Source organism: Chitinophaga qingshengii, from assembly GCF_014529935.1.
Lineage (GTDB): Bacteria > Bacteroidota > Bacteroidia > Chitinophagales > Chitinophagaceae > Chitinophaga > Chitinophaga qingshengii.
In genome coordinates this window covers 1,846,921-1,869,725 of record NZ_JACVFC010000001.1, presented here as the reverse complement: position 1 = coordinate 1,869,725, position 22,805 = coordinate 1,846,921, and the positions used below count along the sequence as shown (strand labels likewise).

Below are 22,805 nucleotides of genomic sequence, written 5' to 3'. Positions count from 1 at the left end.
CTAGTCCCATATGAAACAACGTTTTCTGAAAACAACTACGGCGTTATTTGTCAGCCTGCTTTTCCTCGTTGCGGCGTTTGCACAACAAACCGTCACACCGGCTACTGCGCTGAAAAGCTACCTGAATAACGGAGATACCTCCTTCCATTATGAGCTGAAAGACTCTTTTAATATCAAAGACGTAAAATGCTACAGTATTTTACTTACCTCCCAGCAATGGCGGGAATATACCTGGACACACCAGCTGGCCATCTTTGTACCTGCCAACGTAAGCTATGATGGCGCCTTGCTGTTCATCACCGGTGGCTCCGTTAAAAATGGTCAACCTAACTGGAACGGCCCTACGGACGAACTGTATCAGCAAATAGCGTCCATGGCGACCACCAATAAAGCCATTACTGCCGTACTCAGGCAAACACCTAATCAGCCGCTCTTTAAAAACCTGACGGAAGATGCGCTCATCTCTTATACCCTGCATCAGTTCAAGGAAGATGGCGACTATACCTGGCCGCTGCTTTTCCCGATGGTGAAAAGCGCTGTGCGCGCGATGGATGCAGTACAGTCGTTTTCAAAAGAAAGACTGTCGCAAAATGTGAACCGCTTCGTGGTATCCGGCGCCTCCAAACGCGGCTGGACAACCTGGCTCACCGGCGCCAACGACAGCCGCGTAGCTGCCATTGCACCGATGGTGATCGATGTACTGAATATGCCGGTAAGCCTGGACTATCAAATCAAAACATGGAAAGAATACAGCATACAAATTGAAGACTACGTGAAACTCGGTATCCCGCAGGCCGCACATACGGAAGGCGGACAAGCCATCAACACTATGATAGATCCTTATTCCTATCGTCAGCTGCTCACGATGCCGAAAATGATTTTCATGGGTACCAACGATGAGTACTGGGTAGTGGATAATGTGAAAAACTATCTCGATAGCATCCCCGGTAAAAACATGCTCAACTATACGCCTAACGCAGGACATAGCCTGGGTGATAAAAAACATGCCTTCGAAGGCCTCGGCGCTTTCTTTGGCACCACTCTCGCACAACAACCCTATCCTGCGTGCAGCTGGACGACCAGCACCCGTCGCGGTAATGTAAAACTCACCGCCAAAGCTACGGCTGATCAGTTGGTAGATGTTATCTTATGGACAGCTAATTCCACCGACCTGGATTTCCGCAATGAAAAATGGTCGTCACAAAGCCTGGGGCAGGCGCATAAGTCTACCGTAAAAGTAAGCACGCCGCTGCCTGCCAGTGGCTATCGCGCTTTTTATGCAGACCTGCAGTATGTTAATCCTACCGGTGGCACCTATACGGTCAGTACCCGTGTATTCGTGACCGATACTAAAAAGATCCTGTAATGATGAAATACCTTTTCATTTTTGCCGGCGCCTGCCTGTTCATGCAAAACACTATGGCGCAACAGGCAGCGCCGTTGCCTGCTGCCAAAAATAAATTTGTGGTAGTCGCCCATCGCGGCAACCATACAGATATGCCGGAAAATACGGTGGCGGCTATTGCCGCCACCATTCAATGCGGCGCCGATTATGCCGAACTGGACCTCCGCACCACCAAAGACGGGCGACTGGTACTCATGCACGACGCTACCGTAGATCGTATGACCAACGGTAAAGGAAAAGTCGCCGACCTCACCTGGGCAGAAATCAAACAGTTAAAGGTCAATAGTAAAGACGGAAAAGATTACCGCGTACCCACGTTCGCAGAAGCGTTACGTGCCAGCAAAGGGAAAGTGAATGTTTACCTGGATTTCAAAGATGCCGATGTTGCCGAAACCTGGAAACAAATACAGGCCGCAGGGATGGAGAAACAGATAGTAGTCTATCTCAATAGCCAACAACAATATACGCCCTGGAGAAAAACAGCGCCGCAAATGCCACTGATGACCAGCGTACCGGAGGAAGTAACTACCCCGGCGCAACTGAATTACCTGTTGGATAACTTTGCTATCGAAGTGTTGGATAATGTCACCGATAGCGCCATGCTGGCGGTTACCCGGCAACATGGCGTTGCTGTATGGCTGGATGCGCAATCTTCCTCGGAAGGCCCAGCCACCTGGAATGCGGTATTAAATAAGGGCGTACAAGGTATGCAGAGCGATCATCCCGAAGCGCTTATCAGCTATCTGCAAAAAAATAAGCTGCGGGATGGCGGCAAGGGCGCTGCATTACCCCCGGTAGCCAGCAGTTCCGGGTACATCACAATGCGCAATGTGCCCTATGGCGATTCCGGAGAAGATAATACCCTGGATGCTTATCTGCCGGAAAACCATGCTGCTAATACAAAAATAATTGTGTACTTACACGGCGGCGGTTGGACAGGTGGTGATAAAAAAGAATTTCCCAAACAGCTCATCGATGAACTGGCTGGCAGGCTACGCTACGGCGTAGTGTCTATGAACTATCGCCTGATCCGGGACCATCAAAATATTTACCCTGCTCAATTGGACGATGTGAAAAAAGCGCTGGCGTTCATCTCTTCTAAATCTAAAAAGCTGCAATTCGATGGCAGCCAGTTTGCCCTGATAGGTGGTAGCGCCGGCGCTTATCTCGCTATGCAATACGCCTATGCCTGCGATAGCTTACGTCAGATAAAAACAGTGGTAGACTTATGGGGGCCAACAGATTTCACAGATAAAAAAACAAGACAGGAGAATAAAGATGCCGATGAAAAAGTGACCCGGCTGCTGGGTGAGCCCGATGCTGCCGCCAAAATTGCCTTTGATGCCAGTCCCTATCACCAGCTCACGAAAGCCAGCGGTGTGCCTACTATCTTGTTCCACGGCGGACAAGATCCGCTGGTAGATGTCAGTCAGGCAAAAAAACTGCATGAAAAACTGGTGTCCTTGGATATCCCGACGCAATTTGAACTGTATCCAACAGAAAAACACGGGATGGGGCTAGCTGCTTCCATGGATGTTTTTACGAAGATAATCAGCTGGTTAAAACGGTATTACCCGGCGGAATAATTTCTTGCAGCGGTATGCCAATAGCTGTCCCGATAGCGTTGGCATACTTTGCATTTTTCCGGCGTTGTATGGTTCGTTATCCTGTAGTCTTTAAACGGCGAATTGTTGTATTTGGAATTATCATAATTTCAGCGCCAGGTATCTTTGTTATGCCAATGGTCTTGGATTTTTCTGATCATACTTAATTGCTGGGATGCTGCTATAAATAGTTCCTGTACAAGGCCTTTGTGTTCGTTGTGCGCGGCTGTGATATCAGAGTAGCCGAAATCTCTCTGGACGGAGATGAAAGGATGTAGGATCATTTTGTTACTGGTCATTTCGGAGAGTTTCCTGTCTGCCACAATTTTCTCATCAAATGGCTCCGCAAGTATGGCATCAAAGAACTTTGCATATACTATGATAAATTGTGTGGATAGCAAATTGCTGGCCCAAAAACGGTTGTCATCTATCATCACTCCATGCGATACGCCACCGGTACCACCACTTATATAATCGGTGTTCTGGTAATGTGATTTTATCACATTTTCCAGGAAGATATCTCTCGCGTAGTCTGCCGTAAACTCGTGATCATCTTCACAAATGACAATCACATCCTCTTCTCTTTCTTTCGCCATGGTGATTATTTTTCTTATACTTAACCATAATCCGACCGCACCTACCTCATGTTTACAGGCCTCTATAATATTCACTTCAAACTCCTTTCGTCCTTCGAATTGCCGCCTGATATGTGCGAGCCGTTCTTTTCTTTCTGGCAGATTGATTACATATGTGGGAATTGTGGTTTTTTCATACTCAATTTCAGGAAGGATAACAGGGATTGTGCGCTGCAGATAAAAATTCTTCACTTTCAGTATGGCATCAAAACTGGCCGTGCTGCATGCAAATAATTCTTCTACCCATCCCTCCTGATTGTTTTTTGGTGTTGCATCAGAATAGCTGTAGCCCTTTTGGGTTGAAATAAACGGATAAATAACGAACTTTTTTTCTGAGAGTGCTGAAATTTTATAATCGGCGCAATCATATTCATGAAAACTGGCAGATCGCAGCACTTCAAAGAACTTTTTAAAGATGATCATAAACTGTGTTGCGGAAAATTTATTTACCCAAAATAGTTGATCAGTAACCGGTACAGCTGCATCACACCAGCTAACACCGCCTACCAGGATATCTGCATCGAGTGTTATTGCTTGTTGTATGCTACTTTCCAATATCTCCTCGGTATAAGCATCTGTAAACTGGTGATCATCTTCGCAGATAAGAATAAAATCATCTTTATCGGTTGTTGCTTTCAGTATATGTTGTATAGAGTTCCATAGGCCCACCGCGCCAATTTTATCTTCTTTTGCCTCTACTATCTGAATGTTAAATTGATCCCGGTTTTGAAATGTTTTTATAACGTTTTCTTTCCTGTCGGGACGTTTTTTCAGGTTAATAATAAAAGTTGGGATATACATAAATGTTATTATTTTGTGGATGTCTGTTTGACGATTTTGAAGATATTTGTTTGAGGAGTTATTTTTCTATTTTTCCATGGTCATCGATTTAACGATGTTATAATAAAATCTCTCCAGTAGCCTCATGTCTTTTGTTACAATTTTTGCATGGATCTTCAGCCCGCTTTTGTAGGGGATGTGGTAGCGTCGCGTTGTTTTGAGTTTATCCGTTAATCGTATGTTTCCCAGGAAGCCACTATCTGCCGGTACATTGGAGATATAGGCAACAGTCCCCAACACTTCACCAAACTCCTGGAAAGGATATGCCTCAAACTGCAGACGGACTTTCATGCCGGTATCAATCTTTCCGAAATTTCCTTGCCGGAATTGTGCTTCAACGTAGGCTGCGCCTGCATCCGGAACGATATAGCCAATCTGCCGGCCTTGCTGCAAGTGCTGATTTTCCTGCATGGGCAGCAAATAGGTGACCTTGCCATTAATTGGAGATGAAATGACATATTTTTTTACCCATTCATCCAGCGCATATTTAAAAACCCCAAGCGCTTGCTGGTATACACTTAACTGCTGCTGTACTTCATGTGTCAATTCATCGATTTCTTTTTGCTTGTCGCTTAATCTTGATTGGTTGCTGAGAATTGTGTGGTCATAGCTGCTGATAGATATTTCCTTGTTGAGATAAACACTTTTGGCCTTGCGAAAATCTTCCTCGGACAACACTTTTTGATCGAATAGCCTGCTTTGCATATTAAAAGTTGATTCTGCCATTTTCATATCTTGCACGGCCAGTTCTTTTTGCCGGAAAACAATTTCATTTTCCTGATGCATCCTCGTTATGTCGTCCTGCAATATTTTCTGTTTACGTATATAGTAGCCATTACCTGTATAGTCTCTGAACTGTTCTCTGGCTTTCAGAAAGTCCTGGTAGTTTCTTTGTATTTCACCGAGTTGCTGGTATGGCCCGCTGAAGCTACTGATAGACGCTGGAAATAATCCCATGCCCAGCAGCATAATGGCGCTATCTGCCTGCCGTTGCAAACGAAGTATGGAGGTGTGATCTCCTGTAGATTCTATCCAGCCGAGGATACTTCCTTTTTTTACCACGGTATTATTGGGTATAAACAGTCTTACAAGACGTCCTTCCTGGTTAACAAGTAGTTCCTTGGGGGCATTTACTGCGGTAAGTACTCCGTCTGCGTCGATAATATCAGGAAATCTGATGAACCAGGAGAGTAATGCCATTAAAAGAAATACCCCTGCATAAAACAGCAGGGCCCATCGCTCCATAAATCCTGTTTTACGGGAGATGATCTCATCCACGGCTTCCGACCTGCTAATGACGGTATTACGGATATCCATGGTGTATATGGCAACCGGTTCTTCTAGCCGGATTCCGGGTTCCTCCGGTACGATTGTGGTATTTTTTTTAGTTGCGTCCATTATTTACCCAGTTCAAGTTGATTTTTTACCAGTTCATAATAGTATCCTTTCCTGGCGGTTAGCGAGGTGTGTGTGCCTTCCTCCACTATTTTCCCACGATGCAGTACCACAATTTTATCAGCATTTCTGACGGTACTCAGTCGATGCGCCACTATCAAAACTGTTTTCCCTTCAAAAAATTCGTTGAGGTTTTCTACAATTACCTTTTCATTATTGCTGTCAAGTGCATTGGTGGCCTCATCAAAGAACAGGTATTCCGGGTTTTTGTAAACTGCTCTGGCAATGAACAACCGCTGGCGTTGTCCCTGGCTGATGCCTATTCCTTCAGCACCAATCTTTGTATTAAATCCATTCGGAAGGGTTTCAATAAAGGAGAGTATGTTGGCTATCTTGCAACTCGTGATCAGACGTGCTTCATCGATAGATTCATCACCGACGGCTATGTTTCTGGCAATAGTATCATTGAAAACATAACTATCCTGAAGAACGGCGCCGCAATTTCTCCGCCAGAATGCCGAACTGATAAAGCTTAGGTTATTCTCACCCACTTTCAGTTCGCCGGAATAGTGAGTGTAAATCTTTAGAAGTAGTTTTAATATGGTTGTTTTCCCACTACCGCTGTCACCCACCAGGGCGGTTATCTTTCCCCCGGGGATGGTTAGCGCTATATCCTCCAGTACGGGAGGGTTCCCGACGCCGGGATAGCTGAAGGAAAGTTGATTGATCCGGATAGTTTTGTCTTCCGGAAGACGATGGGTAAAGATTTGATCAGCCGGTTCTTCATCCTCCAATTCATGTATCTCGTTCAAACGCTCCATACTGATTTTGACATCTTGTACGCCCTGGGCCAGACTTATAAATTGAGCCACAGGACCGCTTAACTGCCCAATGATGTATTGAATGGATAACATGGCGCCAAATGTCAGTTGCCCTTTCACCACCAGCCGTGCCACCATAAAACTGATAACAATATCTTTTGCTTGTGTGATCAGCAATGCGCCAGCTGATTGCCACTGATTATAATTAAGGCTTTTGAAATCGAGTTTAAACAGTTGCACCTGCGTGTTTTCCCATCCCCAGCGTTTAAATTGCTCTGCATTGTTAAGCCTTATTTCCTGCATACCCTGTACGAGCTCAAGTGTTGTGTTTTTCTCCTTTACGGAAAGTGAAAACATTTCATGATTTATGTTTCTTCTAAAACGCATGAAGATATTTATCCAACCGAAATAAAGTATGTTCCCTATGGCAAACAGCATAAAGAGATTGATGTCATACATTATCAGAATAACAGCGTAGATCGCAAAATTGAGCATCGAGAATAGCGTGTTGAGTGTCTGCCCTGTTAGGAAAGATTGAAGCTGTTTATTATCACTGATGCGCTGTAATGTATCCCCGGTGTGACGTGAATCGTAGTAGGAGAGTGGTAGCCGGGTAAGTTTAATCCAGAAGTCGGAAAGTATGGAAATGTTTATAGTGCCGGATATGACCATTTGAAGTCTGCTCCTGATAAAGCTGATGATAGTGCTGCTAAAGGTAAGCATCAGCTGGGCAAATAACACCAGGACGATATATTCCATATTTCCGGCGTTTATGCCATTGTCGACCATACTTTGTGTAAGGAACGGCATGACCAGCTGCAAGAACATTCCCATCAACAAAGCAAGACATACCTGTGTTAATTGCCAGCGGCTGCTTTTCAGGTATTGTGCGATAAACCCCCATTTCAGTTTTTTTTCCTTTTCGCTGCCTGTTTCGTAGAAACCGGGTGTGGGCTCCAATAGTAACGCGGTGCCAGTCCGTTGTTGATCTTCGTTTTTGTTGGTAGACCATTTTTTCTCGAATTCTTTTACAGGTAAAGATACGATGCCCCTCGCCGGATCTGCAATCTTAACGGATCTTCGTTTGATATCTACCAGTACCACAAAGTGATTATGGTTCCAGTGCAGGATCGCCGGCATTGGTACCGATTTTAATTTCTCAAATCCAACCTGTACGCCCCGCGTACGAAAACCCATTTTCTCCGCAGTTTCACTGATGCCTAATAACGAAACACCCTGTTTCCCAAATCCGGTTTTCTGCCGGATAGAATCTGTATTATGATGCCTGCCATAATGGCGCGCTATCATTCTTAGGCACGTGGGGCCACAATCCATCGCATTCAGTTGTCTGTAAAACGGAAATGACATCAGGAAAAATTACATCTGGTTAAAAAATAGGTGCTAGCGGTAAGTCAAACGGTTTATTCACTTTCCAGTACCGTTTCAATCTTTTTTTGCATCGCTTCGTTGCCGGGATAAGCTGTAAATCGTTGTTTTAACTCCCCATTCTTGTCGAAAATCAGGTAGCTGGGTATGCCGTTGAAATTGTAGCTATCCATCAGAAACTTCCACTGTTCTGTAGTCAGATAGTATTGTTGTCCACCAATACCTTGTATTTGACTTTCCCATAATTTCCTGGGCGATGAGGGACTACTTATATAAACGAATATGGCACCTTTACCGGCGAGCTGCTTTTTGCTATTTCTGGATGTTCTGATGGCTTCAAGACAGGGTACGCACCACGTTGCCCAAAAATCGACAATAACAACTTTCCCTTTATACCTGGAAATAATCGCGTTCATCAATGCTTCGGGGGAAACAGCAGGGGTATTGTTAATAACTAGACTTTCTTTTAGCTGGGATTGTTGTACTATTTCCTGGTTTTTGCGCAATAGGATTTTCTCCAAATTACCTCCCTTATAGTACTTTTTAATATTTTCAATTTGTTTTGGTGTGAGCGGTTTTACTTCAAGCTCAAATTGCATGGCGTAGGCATTGCCCACGAGCATATCATAGAAGATGCCCTGATCAAATCCGATCAGTTGCCCTAATATCACCTTCACATTTTTGGTCCATTCCTGAATAGGAGTGTCCTGGATACGAGGGATATTTAATATATTATTTTTCAATAGTTCCTGCGTAAAGGTGGGATAAGAAAAACAATACAGGTATAGCCGATTATTCAGGTCCAGGTTTTTCAGGAATGCATAGTCCTTCCGAACAGGCTTCTTTATCTCTGCACTATCCGGCATCCTATGATCATTCGTATTCCTGTAATTTAAAACCATTTCAGTTTGGTAATCGAATACATGATTATAATATACGGCCAGTGAATAGTCTTTAAATACAATCTCCTTCATCTTTTCGGATAAAATGAATGGTTTATTCAGAATACCGCGTTTCCGTTGCAAAACATTATTGGTGTGATCTATAAAGGCACTGTATTCCTTGTTGTATAAAGGTTCTATAGGTTTGCCCGATCTTTCATCAATCATTTCCACAAATTTGTTCAGACTCTGAAGAAGCTCTTCTTCAGAGAATCCTGCATTATAACTGGTCTTTACTTTGTTAATAATTTTATCATTGTTATACTCGAATGATACCGTATTTTCCTGGCCACTTTTTAAAAAAATGATCACCTGGTTAGTAATGTCTATATCCGTGCTAACGGCACATCGGCTGATATTTGTTTCGGTATTTACTTTCAGTGTATATCTACCGGCTGAATCGAGTAATGTTCTATATACACGGGATTCACCTGTAAATGGTTGAGGAATTTGGAATAGCAGCCATACACTATCTTTCTTAATAGGTCCCGGAATAACTACCTGGCCTTTTACACTAATGGAACCAGCTTCCAGTATGGGGAGGCCCGATTGGGCACAAACAGTTAACGGGAAGAAAAATAACAGAATAGCGCAGGTTAGCTGCATTCTAATTGATAACATAGTCGTGATTATTTCAGTAATAAATGTTCAAATTTTAATGAAGGCGGCTATTGCCACCTTCATTAAAATTTGAATAAATCTAGTTCAGATCTGAACAGTGTTTTACGTAATTGGGTGCATACGCCCGGCATAATCCATCATAACGCCTGCCACTATAGGTAAAGCAGCAAGAGTTTCCTTCATTTTTATCTTTACACGCCTGAACTTTGTCACCCAGGCAATCATCACCGGACCCGCCGGACCCACCGGTCCCGCCAGACCCATCGACTCCACCGAGTACATTCCTGAGTTGTTCACGGGACAGTAGCTCCCTTGCGCCCAGTTCCAGCGCTTTTAATTTAAGCTTTTCCATCAGTTTAAATTTAGGTTGTTAATAAAAATACTAAAGGCTTGATATAGGCTGCCTTTGCCTGTTAATGGCATTCGCTAACGGGCGCGCACCGCTATCTACCGGCCATTAATTTGTTAAGACTGTTGTTAAACAGACAAGAAGTTTTTTAGGTCGTGAATATCGTAGATATCGGGTAATTCATGATTGTTGATAAATATGGTTGGCGTGTGGGCGATCTCCATTTTTGTACACCAGTTTTGCATCGCCTCTATTTTATTATCCTGCCGTGCCAACTTATCCTCCATGGGGTAACGGGATGCAAAACTATCATAATCTTTTTCCGGCGCCAGGTACCAGTCACCCAAAGCCTGTTTAGTCATCGACTCATTGTTATCGGCGGCAATGGCCAGTAGATGCCGTACCGGCCATTTTCGACGGTCTTTGTCGTCACTGGTGGCTGTAAAAATGATCTGTAATTGAATATCCGGATTGTTCTCCAATAGTTTTTCAATTGTCGTATGTGCATGAGCGCAGGGGCCGCAATAGGGATTACACACTTTCAGTATCTTGTTGGCGGCATTGGGATTGCCTAACACAATCCCCAATCCCTCAGCGTCTTCATGAATATTCCGTTGTTTACGCAATACAGCATTAAACACCACCGGATCATATTTCAGGCGTTTAAGCTGTGTTTTAACGAAGTTGTTTCTTTTCGCTCTCTTCAATACCGGAAGCAGTTGAAGAATAGCCAGGAGGGAGGTCACACTGAATAATATATATAGTACCAGCGCTTCAGGAGAAAAATGTACAGTCAGTTTACCCGTCTGATATGCTGCAATCGAAGCTTGTAATATCAAAACAGCTTGTATTATAAGGCATAATAAACACCATTGTTTTACAATACGCGACTGAAAATATAAAGAGTAAAAAACATATGGTAACGTCAACAGACTGACTATACTGGTTATAGCTTGTATTTCCGGGGAAGTGATACCCTGCGTCAGCATAAAAATCAACTGACCGGTGAAGTAGGCTAAACCAATCGTACTCCAGCTTACGCCACCAATATAGGCGGCATCCGACTGCAGGACAGCGTTGCAGTTGACACGCCTGCCACCTTTGCATATTTGCCGGATAACAGGATTATACCTGTCTATTTCGTACCATATCAGTAATATACCTACCAGTATCCCGATGACGGAGAGCAGTGAGAAGGTTGCCGCAGGCAATATTGATAAACCTGCCAGCCAAAACGCACGCAGGATAACCGTGGCAAATATGGTGGCCAGCACTGAAAGCAACGCATAAAAACTAAAACTGTTGAACCGCTCCTCCCGCCGCTTCTCCTTATAATCCGGCTCGCCGGCATCATGTCCTGGTTCTGCTAATAGTACCACGCCGCTGGTGCGGTCGGCAAAATCCTGAAAACGATAATTTTTCCATTTCCTACGCTCGGGATCGAATGCCGATACCATATCGTTGTTGAATTTTCTTACTACGGTAAAGTATTCCGTATCATTTTCCAATCCCTTTATTTGCGTAATATAAGGTGGTGGAATTTTTTCCAGGTCCGCGGGAGCGAAATTGGCGGTGATATTATCTACTTTATATTTGCTAAAAACATCACTAATACTCAATAGACTGGGATAATCGGGATGATCTTCCACTTCCTGTTGTAAAGTGGTGTATGACAGTTTTACTGCGGTTAACTCTAAAAATAAACTTGCGGCCAATGGTCCATTGGGCCTGGGTTCGGATAGATTCCAAAACATGGTAAACTTTTTAGGGATGTAAATGCTACTATCAGATATTTTCCTGGTGGTATTCATGACAACATGGTATACCGCCATATCTGACGCAAGTAATAATCAGGATATTTGTTGCAGACGAATTATCGCATTAGCAATCCTGCCCAACCAATAAGGAGGAGCCTGGCTAATGAGCACGACTACTTTCGTTTGTTGAAAAAATTAACGTAACCGGGAAGCTGATTTATTCTGCCGGCCAACGGGAATTACGTGTTGTTTCATACGCTAAAGGGCATTAACTGTATTAAAAATAGGTTTACTTAATTAGGTCACAAATCCTTGCCGTAGATCCGTTTGTAGTAATGATGAACATTACTTTGTTCAGAAATAGGCCACATGTGATGAGGGTGATTCAATATGTATTTATAGTGACATTCGAAAAAAAACGTGGAACAGGAATTTGACTTAAAATACACAGGGGTCAAACGCGGGTTCTCATATCAAATATGATGTTCTTTAAATTAGGCTAAGATGAATATAGAATCTTTTTTTTAAAAAAGCAAACTGATAGAAAAAAAATAATGCTCTAATATAAATAGACAACAGCGCATGGTATAAATATAATTTTTAAAAACGGCTGTCAGCGTTTTCTACCCTGCCTTTGTATCAGTCAACAGTGTTAAAATCAACTAAGAATTCGATTAACTGTACCTTGCTGAGTAAACTTATCTACCACTGTTTTTTCACTACTTTTCTGGAGTTTCCTGGATCTGCCGTTTATGAGGTGTACTGACGATATCAATTATCATTTTAACATAAAAAAATGTTACTTTCAAAATACAAAATGACAACATAGGGAATGGCTGGTGGAGACGATAGAATTAATTTAAGAAAGTATATTTTGCACATTCTGTCGTATTGTGTGGTGCTACCTTTTTATTATTTTAATCAGAAAATAACGTATTAAAATGATTGGCGATTTCTTGCCTATTGAGGAAGAGGATGATTTATTAAGTTTGAATATAGAATACAGATTTTCATCTGGCATTCATACTCCTGAAGCAAGCGACTGTATAACAGAATACAAAGCGGTTCTATATGCGGGTGAATATGCCGATAATTCCCTTAACGAATATGCGGGTGAAATGGATTTTAAAATCATTTCCTTAGGCCAAGCGGAAGCAGAAGGCTTTAGCATCTATGAAATGTTTGACACCTATGAATATACTTTTCGTCATAGTCAAGATTTTTATGATTTTGAGAAACAAACTCTTAAAAAATCTATTTTGAAAGAATTTCCTGATTTGGATTTTGAGTGCAATAGACTATGCATCATTGAGACCATTGGCATTATACCAAAATTCAGAGGCAAAGGCATCGGGGCAAAAGTATTTAAGGATTTAGTTTGGCGCTTCGATAATTGTGAACTTTTCATACTACAACCTTATCCATTACAATTTGAACATCCCGAAAATAAAAAAGCGCTGTTACCCAAATTAGATTTGAAGAAATTTGAGAAAAACAAAACCGCTGCTATTAGGTCATTGAGTAATTACTATCAGTCTTGGGGATTTAAGAAAATAAAAGGTATGAAGGAATTGCTATTTTACTGTCCGATATATAAAAACGAAGCTTTTGATAATATTGATATGGACGATTATTAAACTATGCAAATTATGACTTTGGTTGACAGTTTTATCTTGTCAATCAAATGTCTCTGTATGAGTCCAAAGGAACTGTTACGATTATTCGATGTTTTTAACCGTTACGTTTTAAGGGGTAGCTTTCAATTATCTCGCTGCATAGGATTCTGTGCAGCGTTTTTTATTAGCCATAATATAAGAAATATCCGTTTTTTGACACGGCTTAAAGTAACCACGTAAACCTCAATAAAGATTTTCGTATCTTAGTCAAAGCTGATTAACCTGTATAAAGTACGGGAAAGAAATCGGGGTTATACAAAAGGAACTCGACTAAACGCTCAGCTAAAAAACAAAACCCCGCGCCATGCGCGAGGTTTGCAAGTTGTCTGTGATCCCTATGGTACAAAACTCGAACCTTTTTGTCTATGATTTGCGAAAGTTATCAGAAATCGCTTAACCATTGTCAATATTTGACAAAATAACATTATTAGGTAATATTTTTCTTGAGTGAGTACAGCTATAAATATTTGAATTTTACAATCGCTCCTTGTGAAATCACAGGTCCTCTCATTCTCCTCGATACTTTTTATCCTGTTTCCATCGCTTTCGTATCCTTATTGGCTCGGGTTGCAGGAACGGGCACGTCACTTATTACCGCAATCACATGGTCGTTAATTTCAATATCTCCTTTTCCGCTAACTCTCAGTACGCAAATGTTGGTTCCTAGTACGATAGCCCTGCGAGCCAGCCCCATGTTGGCAAGTATTAAGCGAGCAAGAAGGAATCATTGGCACATGCTCTAATCGGGAAACATGTAAAACCAATGTAAGGAGAGCTTATCAGTGGATCGTCCAGTAAGCTTCGTACTGATTGCACTACGGATGTTAGCTTATCCGGTAAGGCCTTGGTGCTCATGGTGACTATTTAAACCAAACAATACTGATTACATAGTTATAAATGTCTGAGTAGCAACATTGCTCATACAGTTGCCATTGTGGTTTCCAATCATTATAAATAAACCAATCTTCGAAATCAACTGGTTCAACACCAGTATAGCGAGCGTTCCTTTTCAAAAAAGACTCACCCGCAACAGAAGTCGGCGGAAGTGGTCCTCCCTTCTTAAATTTATTGACGACTTTAGGAAAGTTTTCACTGCGGTACGACCATTTGACAACATTGTCTTGGGAAAATACGACCATGATCTCATGGGTGCCAACTTCGGCAAACCGTATCACGGCGGCGGTAAGACTAACACCGAATTTTGCGGATATTTCTTTGATTATATCGAGGGAGAACTTCCTGCCACCGGTAAATCGCCTCAGTCTTTCCCTTGGCATCAAAAGATTAGCAGCAAAGTAATCGGCTTCCAGCTCCAGCTTATCATCCTGAACCAAGCAGTTGACGGAAGCATGGGGAGGTATAATTCCTGACCTGATGCCGGCACGATGGCTTTCTAAAAAATAATGTCCCAGCTCATGTCCCAAGCTGAACCGGCCACGATTACTGTCTGGTAGATTACCTTTCTCGGTATTAATGTGAATATAAAACCTTGGGGTATCCCATACAATCATTCCATCGAAGTGATTGCGGTACTCCGCGTAGATCAGGCTAATGTTTTCGTCTTGGCAGATAGCAGCAAGGTCCGTTTTTACTCCATCGCAGAAACGCTGGGAAAGATATTCAGTTACAGCCTGAACTTCATTAACTATTTTCGGGAGAATCCGGTTGTTCATTGGACTGTTGGTTTCTTTTGATCAGAGCTATAATATCAGGTGGCAGATCCTGGTGCTTACGGGCAGCCATCCGCAACTCCTGCTGCTCTCCATCTGTCGATGTAGTGCTGATATTAGAAAAATTCTTCCTAACTCTTGTACCGTTAATAATGGCAAGGGGATCAATGCTGGCTTCGTTTACTTTTAATTTTCCAGTAGGATAAAGGGCTTCAAAGCGTGCGAGTTCCACCTCATTCGATGGCAAAAGAATCCCTATCGAATAAATCCATTCGGATAAGTTCTGTTCCGTTATGAGAATTTTTTCTTTAGCCATTAGTAATTTTTTTCATGAGATCGAAAGCCTGTTTCTTATAAACCCGAATAGAATTTTTGGAAATGCCCCCTACCGCAACCTGTAGTTCGTCCCGCAACCTGGCAGGCAGGTATCTTCCTTCTTTTTCATGGTATAGGTACGTCAGGTAAATAATTTTATGGTTAGGCGTTAATTGAGCGAACGTTTTATCTATCAAAGCCTCGGTTTCCTGTAGAGTCTTCAGCATTTCCGGCTCGTATGCTTTATCAGGATCGATAAGAGAGGTGATGACTTTCTCTGTGCCGTCGTATGGACTTTCATCGGGATGAACGTAGTCGCACAATTCCTTCCTAGCTATGCCGAATAAATAGAGGCGGAAGGCGGTTTCCGGGTTTTTGGACCTGGAAGTTTTTACATCAAAACCATTGGGGTATTTGTAGTAGCGCTCAAAAACCCTGTTTGTCAGTTCTTCCGCATCAGTTTCAGTAAGACCGATCTTCCCACACATTATCGTACACTTCTCCAGTAAATCCCTTCGGAACCGCATAACAAGGTTGGTATAAGCAGCCTGTGACCAGGCTTTTTCTTCCTGGTCGCCATTCAGCTTAACAAAATCAAGCAGGTCAATTAAAGTTTCTGCTTCAAGTTCCTTCCAATCCAATGGCAAGTTCTATTAATATACCTAAAAGCGTTAGGTAACGGTTCTGGTATAAGGGTGTAATGAAGTTTGACGTAAGGAAGATACTTTAAATAAGCAATATGACAAAGCGAGCAGAACGATAACGCTGATTATCAAACGATAAGATTAATCAAGGCGGCGTCTGAAGGCAAATAAAAAAGCTAGTTAAATGTGTACCCTGTACGTTATCTACAAACTACCAAGCGAATAAAATTATTATATGATGGAAAATACAGAAAAAGAACGATTACTCTTTTGCATTGGACGATACGATCATTACTACGACAGCATCAACAACAAATGCAATGTATTTCTGACGTTGAGCCTTGCTATCGTTGGGGGACTACTGGCTACCTATCCCACTTTATTGGATAAAGTGGCGTGCACTGCCTGGCTACACATCAATATGGCTATTCTTTTGGTCGTAGGGACTACAAATATCTTATTTACCATGTGGACATCGATGCCTTTTCTGAAAACATGCGGTACATCGCTTCTGTATTTCGGTTCGGTGGCGAAGATGACACCGCAAGCTTTCTATACCCGGTCTTCCGCTGAGGATGCGCAAGCAGGCCTGGACGACCTGCGCACTCAAGTACATGTGCTGGCGCAAGGTCTCAGAAAAAAGTTCAGGCGCCTATTTGTTGCCGGCACCTTACTGATGATACAGTTTATATTCTTTATCCCGCTTATCTACACAATCGTTAAAAATTTAAAATAAAGGAGATGGAAATTTACAGCGACTATTTATCTACTATCGCAGAGGCGATCAAAATGGACCCCCAAAACCGTCTGGTCCACGAGAGCTTTGGACAAAGAGACAAAACGTTCCAAAAGGGTTTCACTTATGAGAAGTTGAATAACAGAATTCCCAAAAACCAGCTGCAACCAGGGTTACAGAGGCTTGCAAGGGAAATTGGGTTGACGCCCGATTTTACGCAAAAGCTCGGTCTTCACCCCGATTTCGCGTATCTGAAGTCTTCCAATGATACTGAAAAGCACTATATAGTATCGATGTTCGTTGATATTAAGGGTTCGACAAACCTGTTTAAAAAGTACACGCCGGAAACAGTGCTGGTTATCACCAATACCATTCAACGGGCAGCCATACACACTTGCCTTGTACTGGGTGGCTATGTCCATCGTCTTCAGGGGGACGGGCTGTTTGTTTATTTTGGCGGCAAATCGATTCCTATATCCTCGGCCGTGGATCGAGCGCTGGTGTTTGCCAGCATGTTTACCTACTTTGTAAAGACGGATCTCCGGAACCTTTTTGATGAGCAAGGTATCGAGGCAATCTATACCCGTATCGGAATCGACTTAGGCTATGATGCCGATGTAGTCTGGGCCTTGGCTGGTATAGGAGAAATCAGCGAGGTTACTACCTGTAGCCTACATACTAGCCTAGCCTGTAAAATGCAAGGAAAGGCCCATAGCAATGGTATCGTAGTAGGCGACAACATCGTTAAAGAAGCACCCAAGGTTAAAGAACATTTTGTACCGGTGTCTAAACGGACAGAAAACGAAAATGACCGTTATATCTTCCAGATTCCCGACCAGAAGTTCAACTACACGCAGTATGATTTTATCTGGCTTTCTTTTTTAAAGAAACAGTCATTTATTGCAACAGATCTTAGCGGCAACATTCACCTAAAGCAGAAGCCTGCGCTACAGGTAAGTACATCTGGCCTTGGTGCTATTGCGTCCGCAAGTAAGCCTTATTTTAATGGTTAAGCCCAACCAAAAAACTGTATTTGAACGTGACTTCGGTGAGGCTGCAGATGCTTTCCCGAAATTACGTTACACAACTGTCGCTAAAAAAGGATGGCGAGTGAACGGTGAAGTAGATATCTGCGATCCTGCTGGCATGTACTGGGGTACATTTCAAATTGAGATCCTGGTACCCATATCCTATCCCTATGTTGTTCCACTGCTGTACGAAAAGAGCGACGATATTCCACGCGACATTGATTACCATATTGGTGATGATGGCCTCTGCTGTGTGGACATCGATCATAGGCTATTGTACCGGGCCAAAAGTGGTATCAGCATCCAGGCCTACCTCTCAAAGTGGGTATACCCGTTCTTTGCTAACTACCTGTATCGTGAAAGGGAGAAAAAGTACGCCAATGGCGAGTACAGTCATCGCTTCGATGGAGTCAGGCAGTTCTATCAGGAAGAGCTGCACCTCACGACCGACATGGCCGTCAAAGTTCTTCAGGCGTTGCTAAACAAAGACAAGATAAGCAGAAATGATCCCTGCCCTTGTGAAAGCGGTGATAAACTAAAAAGATGTCACGTTTATGCTTTTGAATTTCTTAAAACTTTGGGGCGCACTAAATGGCAGTCGGACTTCGATAATTTTATGAAGGGCTAAGCAAAATTGAGCATAATGAGTGTTAAGCCACCAATGCTACGCTGACGGAGCATCCCTTGAATTTCACTCTTAGGGATAAGAACGTTGCTCGTTTATGCCGACATCTCATGGTATTCGTTCACGTATGCATATGCCCCGGCTGTCAGCGTATCAGAAAAGAAGCAGTAAATTTGCCATCATTTTGGACTAACGGCAATGCCGTGTACAAAATGCTACTTTAAATGTAATTAATACCAGTTATGGGTTATTCATTGAACGCGCCATGCCCTTGTGGCAGCGGCAAAAAGTATAAGCGGTGTTGCGTGAACAAGAAAGCAGTGACGGCAACTCCGAAGCCTAAAGTTACCAAACACCCTTTACTGGGAAAGTTGGTCGATGGTAATTCCCATCATTTGCTGACCAGTTTGGCAGGTCTGCAGCTGCATGCCCTTAACCACGGTAAAAACGTTCGCCTTGAACAATTAGTGACCGAATACCTTCCGCTTTTTGAAGCCGAGGATGGCAAACCCACGCTCAACTATGGCAAGATCAAGCACGTCGTGGAAAATTACAAGGATGGAAAGAGTTACGAAGATCCTCCATTATCACCTTTTACGGAGAACGTGATTTTTATTGGAGGCAACTTCACGGTATTACCGGGCATTGCTTCTGCGCAATCAGAACTCCTAGGCCAGTTGCTGTTCTGCACCATGACCAATCGTGCACTACCAGAGAATTTCCGCAGCAACGTAGGCATGACGGCTGGGGCCATGCTTATTCTTTCTGACATGATCGCTGAAAAGGCCGGGCTTGGCCGGTATGAGACCGTCGACAGCAATGCCACGCCTCGCGACATTGATGTGCCAGATGCCCATAGGTTAGAAGCTTTAGCGAAAGCAGTAACTATTGATAAACAAGAGTACGAGGACCGTTGCCACCAAAAGGGCTATGAGCCAACTCCAATTAAACAATTCCTTATTGATGTTGGCGACCCCGCCATCGGTACGGCTACCGAAGACCCGTATATCACGCGCAAGATGGTGTTGGAGACTCATCAAACCTACATCTGTGTTGGTCCGACGACCATAGTCAGCGGTTTAGTACATTATATTTATGAGCAAGCCGACCTTTATAACACACGGGATGAACTCATGGCCGATTATTACCAGGGTGTAGGCGTTACTGTTAACGAAGCTTTTTTGAAGATGGGCTTGAGGCCGGTTGAGGTGCCAATACCTGCTGCGCCACCAGATTTGGCGGTTCTCGACAACATTTTTCAGTTTGACAGACAAAAATATGCCCATATCTGTATCGTGCAAGCACAGGGAGCAGATACGAATGCTATCGCGGCACACGCCGACCGGGTAGCCCAGGCCATAAAGGCGGGATACAAACCCGGAGATGCAGAAGTGTTTACCATTTACGTACTTCCGGAAATTGGTATGCAATTTATGTTTAGTATAAATGAGGCCCCCAATGCTGACCACACGCTGTACTTCACACTCAGTGAGCTCGAAGCGGTGGCCTATCATAAGGATACGGACAATTTGACGCTGTGGAAATTCGCTAAGGCCTATAAATATGCCAGAAGCCGGACAGGTATAATTAATACGGAGGGGTTGCTGGAAGCCTACGTTACCTATTATGAAAACCAAGGCTCGATCCTGCCTAGCGACGACGCGGTTTCAAAAGGAGGGGCATTGCTAATACCTATGGCAGGATCTGCTGGGTTTCGACAGAAGGTTAAGATCTACCGTGATGAACATAGCATTTTAAAGTACGGCGGCAGCGGTTTGGTCACAGCCATGGTACGAAGATACCGGGGATACGGCCCGATCTTTTTTGGTCCCAGAACAGAGCATGAGCTTGCGCTGGCGCTCGACCTTTACGATAAGCCTATTTGGGCCATTAGCGAACAGGAGTCGCAGGGTAACAACGACACCCTGGGTGGCCAGATATGTGAGGCGGTGTTATTTTGGCTAATGAAGATGCAAGGCGAGCTACAGCCGTGGTTGGAGGGGATAGATTTGCCGGTTATTGAAATTAATGTTACAGTCGACGATGCGGTGGTGGACCCAGGTAGCATTGATAGCACAAAGGTAGACCGCAGCGATACCAACATCGTGTGCACGTCATCTAACCGTAAACTGGATTTATATGTGCCGGCGGGTATCTTAGACCTTACAGCCGCAGCCGATAACAGGGCTGATCGGGCGCTGATGACTGCTGTTCTTACAGGACTAAATGGCCTTCCAAGATCAGGCGCTTTACCTGTCTTGACCGACATTGAGATGGTGGCCATGATCGAGCGGACTATGGTGCCGCCGAATGCCAAGATGCTGCTATACGTAGACGTAATCCATAACATTCGGGTCGATCCGCGGAACCTACCAAATATGCGCTATTTACAGGATGCGGACGTGTCGATGGTCTTAGACCAGATGGTCGGTTGGCTGGGCGCGGGGTACGCAATTCCAGAAAAGATCGACAAAGCCAAAGACAAAGTGCAGGTGATCAATGATGTTGTCTCCACGCTCAACCAACAGTTGACCGACGAGATCAACAAATATAATGGTACAGAGCTAATCGAGTATTTAGTGACCCGTAACGAGAAGGCTATTCAGACGCGCGAATTTAGGGAGGTTTACATACCAGCCCGCATTGCATGCTTTTCGTCCTTTAAGGAGGAACTTGACAAATTCAAGAAGCAGGGAAAGCTGTTGGTACCCACGGCATTGGCTTATCGTTCCTTAATCGAATACGTAGCTTCTAACCCCCCAAGGGGCAATAAGCGCCCAAACGTTGACAATGTAGACTATCTGGTCGCGCTTATGGATGCGGTCAATGATTGGGGCACACTCAGCGATACGATCCATCTCAAACTCGATGATCCGGAGATGGGACTATTGCCTTCCGGAAGGATTGGTGTTGACAAGACATTTGACCGGACCTTCAACGAGCGGTACCGCCACGCCCGGATGGAAACGGAAGTGTTCAAGATCCAGGAGGATTTTAATGACGTGTATCTACCCACTACTAAAACTTCAACGGCTACACCTACAAAGGAGAGTCTGGAACTGGATGCAGCAACAGCGGCCGAGTTTGGTATTACCCTCACGCAGCTGGCGAAGCTTTTTGGGGTGCTGGTAGATGTTGGTATTGCAGATGGCAAACCTTGCGTTTCTGTAGATGAAGCAACTTTGGTGGCCATGCTGGTCAAAGCGATCCCTGAACTTCCCGAGGAGCAGATTCGGGCAACGTTGGACCTGTTAAGCTTGCAGCAGCGGCCGCAGATAGATAAGCCGGTAGCGCCTTACAAGTATCCAGATATCGCACCTTGGCGCTACAACAGATCACTTTCGTATTTACGGCGCCCCTTGGTCCGTATGCAGGAAGGAAACAAACAGGTATATCGATATGGATATAGGCACCTTTTTGATGTCCTGCATAACCTTCAAGCGATGATCGGAATGGGAAAACTGATAGCTCAAAGTGCGGCCATGAAAACGTTTATGGGCGAAATGACCAACCAACGGGGCAAAGAGTTCAGCAATGCCGTGCGGCAGTGGTTCGTCGATCATACTGACTTCTATGTTGTGTCGCATGAGGTGAAGATCGAAAAGGGTAAGCATCTGGATGCTGACAAAAACTATGGGGACGTCGATGTGCTGGTTGTTGATAAGACCAATAAGATCATTTACCCGTTGGAGTGTAAGGCGATTTATGGTGCACGTAACGCTTTTGAAATGAAATCTGAGGTAGACCGATACTTAGGAACACCCGGCAAAGAAGCCGAGGCCAGGATCGGCATGCATGTTGCTCGCGACCAGTGGCTGCACGATAACTACGATAAGCTGGCAGCCTTCCTGAAACTCGATGACACTTACCAGATAAGGTCCATGATGGTAACTGCAGAGCCGATCCCGTTGCCGCTGCTCAAGGAATTGGATATGAAACTGCCGTTTACCGATTATGTAAAATTACGGATGAAAGGAACGGATGCTTTGAAATAACCGGCAAATAATATAAAGAGCGACGACCAATGGGTTGTCGCTTTGCCTTTTCTTGTTTTTCTTACTTTGAAGTTAAAGACTTCCGTACTCGAGTAAAAATTTAAATCGTTGCCAATAACATTATCCTACTGGTTATATTGAATCATGAAGAAAATAGGCTACACATAATTCATAATATGAAAGACAAGAAATTGACACCAAAGCAAGCAGTAGCTATACTAGCAAATGAAGGAATAACAGTATCAGAGGAAGATGCAGAAAAAATCCTTGAATTAATTTATTACTTGGCTGAAATTTCCATTAAGCAAGTTCTGAATTCTGACGAGTTCGACTAGGCAATGATAATAGTTAGAAGTTCAAAT

16 protein-coding genes and 1 pseudogene are annotated in these 22,805 nt (G+C 43.6%); 9 read left to right on the top strand and 8 right to left on the bottom strand.

The features are described from left to right. Positions 1 to 10: 10 nt before the first annotated feature. Both ICL07_RS07085 and ICL07_RS07080 read left to right on the top strand, forming a co-directional pair. Positions 11 to 1,366, top strand: coding sequence for a PhoPQ-activated pathogenicity-related family protein (locus ICL07_RS07085; protein ID WP_188087220.1), 1,356 nt, complete (start codon positions 11 to 13; stop codon positions 1,364 to 1,366). Continuing rightward, entirely contained in the window at positions 1,366 to 2,991 is a 1,626-nt protein-coding gene (locus ICL07_RS07080; RefSeq protein ID WP_188087219.1) for a glycerophosphodiester phosphodiesterase family protein, read from the top strand. Before ICL07_RS07085 ends, ICL07_RS07080 begins: the two co-directional genes overlap by 1 nt. Before the next feature lie 128 nt (positions 2,992 to 3,119). Here ICL07_RS07080 and ICL07_RS07075 read toward each other — a convergent pair whose 3' ends face one another. From ICL07_RS07075 to ICL07_RS07055, 5 genes are all read right to left on the bottom strand, one after another. Continuing rightward, positions 3,120 to 4,445 carry a glycosyltransferase family 25 protein gene (locus ICL07_RS07075; RefSeq protein ID WP_188087218.1) on the bottom strand — a complete coding sequence of 442 codons (1,326 nt, stop codon included), beginning with the start codon at positions 4,443 to 4,445 and terminating at the stop codon, positions 3,120 to 3,122. Between the two features lie 66 nt (positions 4,446 to 4,511). Next, entirely contained in the window at positions 4,512 to 5,882 is a 1,371-nt protein-coding gene (locus ICL07_RS07070) for an HlyD family secretion protein (protein WP_188087217.1), read from the bottom strand. Next, positions 5,882 to 8,068, bottom strand: a complete 2,187-nt coding sequence (locus tag ICL07_RS07065) for a peptidase domain-containing ABC transporter (RefSeq protein ID WP_188087216.1) — start codon at positions 8,066 to 8,068, stop codon at positions 5,882 to 5,884. Before ICL07_RS07065 ends, ICL07_RS07070 begins: the two co-directional genes overlap by 1 nt. 53 nt (positions 8,069 to 8,121) lie before the next feature. Beyond that, positions 8,122 to 9,648 carry a TlpA family protein disulfide reductase gene (locus ICL07_RS07060; RefSeq protein WP_188087215.1) on the bottom strand — a complete coding sequence of 509 codons (1,527 nt, stop codon included), beginning with the start codon at positions 9,646 to 9,648 and terminating at the stop codon, positions 8,122 to 8,124. Positions 9,649 to 10,125: 477 nt separating this feature from the next. After that, entirely contained in the window at positions 10,126 to 11,751 is a 1,626-nt protein-coding gene (locus tag ICL07_RS07055) for a vitamin K epoxide reductase family protein (protein ID WP_188087214.1), read from the bottom strand. A 944-nt stretch (positions 11,752 to 12,695) separates the two neighbouring features. Here ICL07_RS07055 and ICL07_RS07050 point away from each other — a divergent pair. Further along, positions 12,696 to 13,391 carry a hypothetical protein gene (locus ICL07_RS07050; RefSeq protein ID WP_188087213.1) on the top strand — a complete coding sequence of 232 codons (696 nt, stop codon included), beginning with the start codon at positions 12,696 to 12,698 and terminating at the stop codon, positions 13,389 to 13,391. Between the two features lie 899 nt (positions 13,392 to 14,290). Here ICL07_RS07050 and ICL07_RS07045 read toward each other — a convergent pair. From ICL07_RS07045 to ICL07_RS07035, 3 genes are read right to left on the bottom strand one after another with little or no spacing between them, the layout of a single operon-like run. Next, positions 14,291 to 15,103 carry an ImmA/IrrE family metallo-endopeptidase gene (locus ICL07_RS07045; RefSeq protein WP_188087212.1) on the bottom strand — a complete coding sequence of 271 codons (813 nt, stop codon included), beginning with the start codon at positions 15,101 to 15,103 and terminating at the stop codon, positions 14,291 to 14,293. Then, positions 15,072 to 15,416 (bottom strand): hypothetical protein, encoded by a 345-nt coding sequence (locus tag ICL07_RS07040; RefSeq protein WP_188087211.1) that lies wholly within the window; start codon positions 15,414 to 15,416, stop codon positions 15,072 to 15,074. The genes ICL07_RS07045 and ICL07_RS07040 overlap by 32 nt, the downstream gene beginning before the upstream one ends. After that, positions 15,409 to 16,056 carry a sigma-70 family RNA polymerase sigma factor gene (locus tag ICL07_RS07035; protein WP_188087210.1) on the bottom strand — a complete coding sequence of 216 codons (648 nt, stop codon included), beginning with the start codon at positions 16,054 to 16,056 and terminating at the stop codon, positions 15,409 to 15,411. The genes ICL07_RS07040 and ICL07_RS07035 overlap by 8 nt, the downstream gene beginning before the upstream one ends. Positions 16,057 to 16,294: 238 nt before the next feature. On the opposite strand from ICL07_RS07035, the gene ICL07_RS07030 reads away from it, so the two are divergent. The 6 genes and pseudogenes from ICL07_RS07030 (at position 16,295) to ICL07_RS07010 (ending at position 22,778) form a co-directional block, all read left to right on the top strand. Next, positions 16,295 to 16,795: a Pycsar system effector family protein gene (locus tag ICL07_RS07030; RefSeq protein WP_188087209.1), complete on the top strand. Its 501-nt coding sequence runs from the start codon at positions 16,295 to 16,297 to the stop codon at positions 16,793 to 16,795. A 5-nt stretch (positions 16,796 to 16,800) separates the two neighbouring features. After that, positions 16,801 to 17,808 carry a hypothetical protein gene (locus tag ICL07_RS07025; RefSeq protein WP_188087208.1) on the top strand — a complete coding sequence of 336 codons (1,008 nt, stop codon included), beginning with the start codon at positions 16,801 to 16,803 and terminating at the stop codon, positions 17,806 to 17,808. Continuing rightward, complete coding sequence (locus ICL07_RS07020; RefSeq protein WP_188087207.1) at positions 17,801 to 18,451, top strand: YecA family protein; 651 nt, start codon at positions 17,801 to 17,803, stop codon at positions 18,449 to 18,451. Before ICL07_RS07025 ends, ICL07_RS07020 begins: the two co-directional genes overlap by 8 nt. Before the next feature lie 239 nt (positions 18,452 to 18,690). Further along, positions 18,691 to 18,753, top strand: a pseudogene (locus tag ICL07_RS32775) (SEC-C metal-binding domain-containing protein); the annotation flags it as partial. Then, positions 18,754 to 22,443 (top strand): hypothetical protein, encoded by a 3,690-nt coding sequence (locus tag ICL07_RS07015; RefSeq protein WP_246484985.1) that lies wholly within the window; start codon positions 18,754 to 18,756, stop codon positions 22,441 to 22,443. 176 nt (positions 22,444 to 22,619) lie between these two features. Next, positions 22,620 to 22,778 carry a hypothetical protein gene (locus tag ICL07_RS07010; protein ID WP_188087205.1) on the top strand — a complete coding sequence of 53 codons (159 nt, stop codon included), beginning with the start codon at positions 22,620 to 22,622 and terminating at the stop codon, positions 22,776 to 22,778. Positions 22,779 to 22,805: the final 27 nt, after the last annotated feature.

Bases quoted from the DNA above. Each gene is read 5' to 3' on its own strand.
- ICL07_RS07085 (WP_188087220.1), top strand. From the start codon at position 11: ATGAAACAACGTTTTCTGAAAACAACTACGGCGTTATTTGTCAGCCTG.
- ICL07_RS07080 (WP_188087219.1), top strand. From the start codon at position 1,366: ATGATGAAATACCTTTTCATTTTTGCCGGCGCCTGCCTGTTCATGCAA.
- ICL07_RS07075 (WP_188087218.1), bottom strand. From the start codon at position 4,445: ATGTATATCCCAACTTTTATTATTAACCTGAAAAAACGTCCCGACAGG.
- ICL07_RS07070 (WP_188087217.1), bottom strand. From the start codon at position 5,882: ATGGACGCAACTAAAAAAAATACCACAATCGTACCGGAGGAACCCGGA.
- ICL07_RS07065 (WP_188087216.1), bottom strand. From the start codon at position 8,068: ATGTCATTTCCGTTTTACAGACAACTGAATGCGATGGATTGTGGCCCC.
- ICL07_RS07060 (WP_188087215.1), bottom strand. From the start codon at position 9,648: ATGTTATCAATTAGAATGCAGCTAACCTGCGCTATTCTGTTATTTTTC.
- ICL07_RS07055 (WP_188087214.1), bottom strand. From the start codon at position 11,751: ATGTTTTGGAATCTATCCGAACCCAGGCCCAATGGACCATTGGCCGCA.
- ICL07_RS07050 (WP_188087213.1), top strand. From the start codon at position 12,696: ATGATTGGCGATTTCTTGCCTATTGAGGAAGAGGATGATTTATTAAGT.
- ICL07_RS07045 (WP_188087212.1), bottom strand. From the start codon at position 15,103: ATGAACAACCGGATTCTCCCGAAAATAGTTAATGAAGTTCAGGCTGTA.
- ICL07_RS07040 (WP_188087211.1), bottom strand. From the start codon at position 15,416: ATGGCTAAAGAAAAAATTCTCATAACGGAACAGAACTTATCCGAATGG.
- ICL07_RS07030 (WP_188087209.1), top strand. From the start codon at position 16,295: ATGATGGAAAATACAGAAAAAGAACGATTACTCTTTTGCATTGGACGA.
- ICL07_RS07025 (WP_188087208.1), top strand. From the start codon at position 16,801: ATGGAAATTTACAGCGACTATTTATCTACTATCGCAGAGGCGATCAAA.
- ICL07_RS07020 (WP_188087207.1), top strand. From the start codon at position 17,801: ATGGTTAAGCCCAACCAAAAAACTGTATTTGAACGTGACTTCGGTGAG.
- ICL07_RS07010 (WP_188087205.1), top strand. From the start codon at position 22,620: ATGAAAGACAAGAAATTGACACCAAAGCAAGCAGTAGCTATACTAGCA.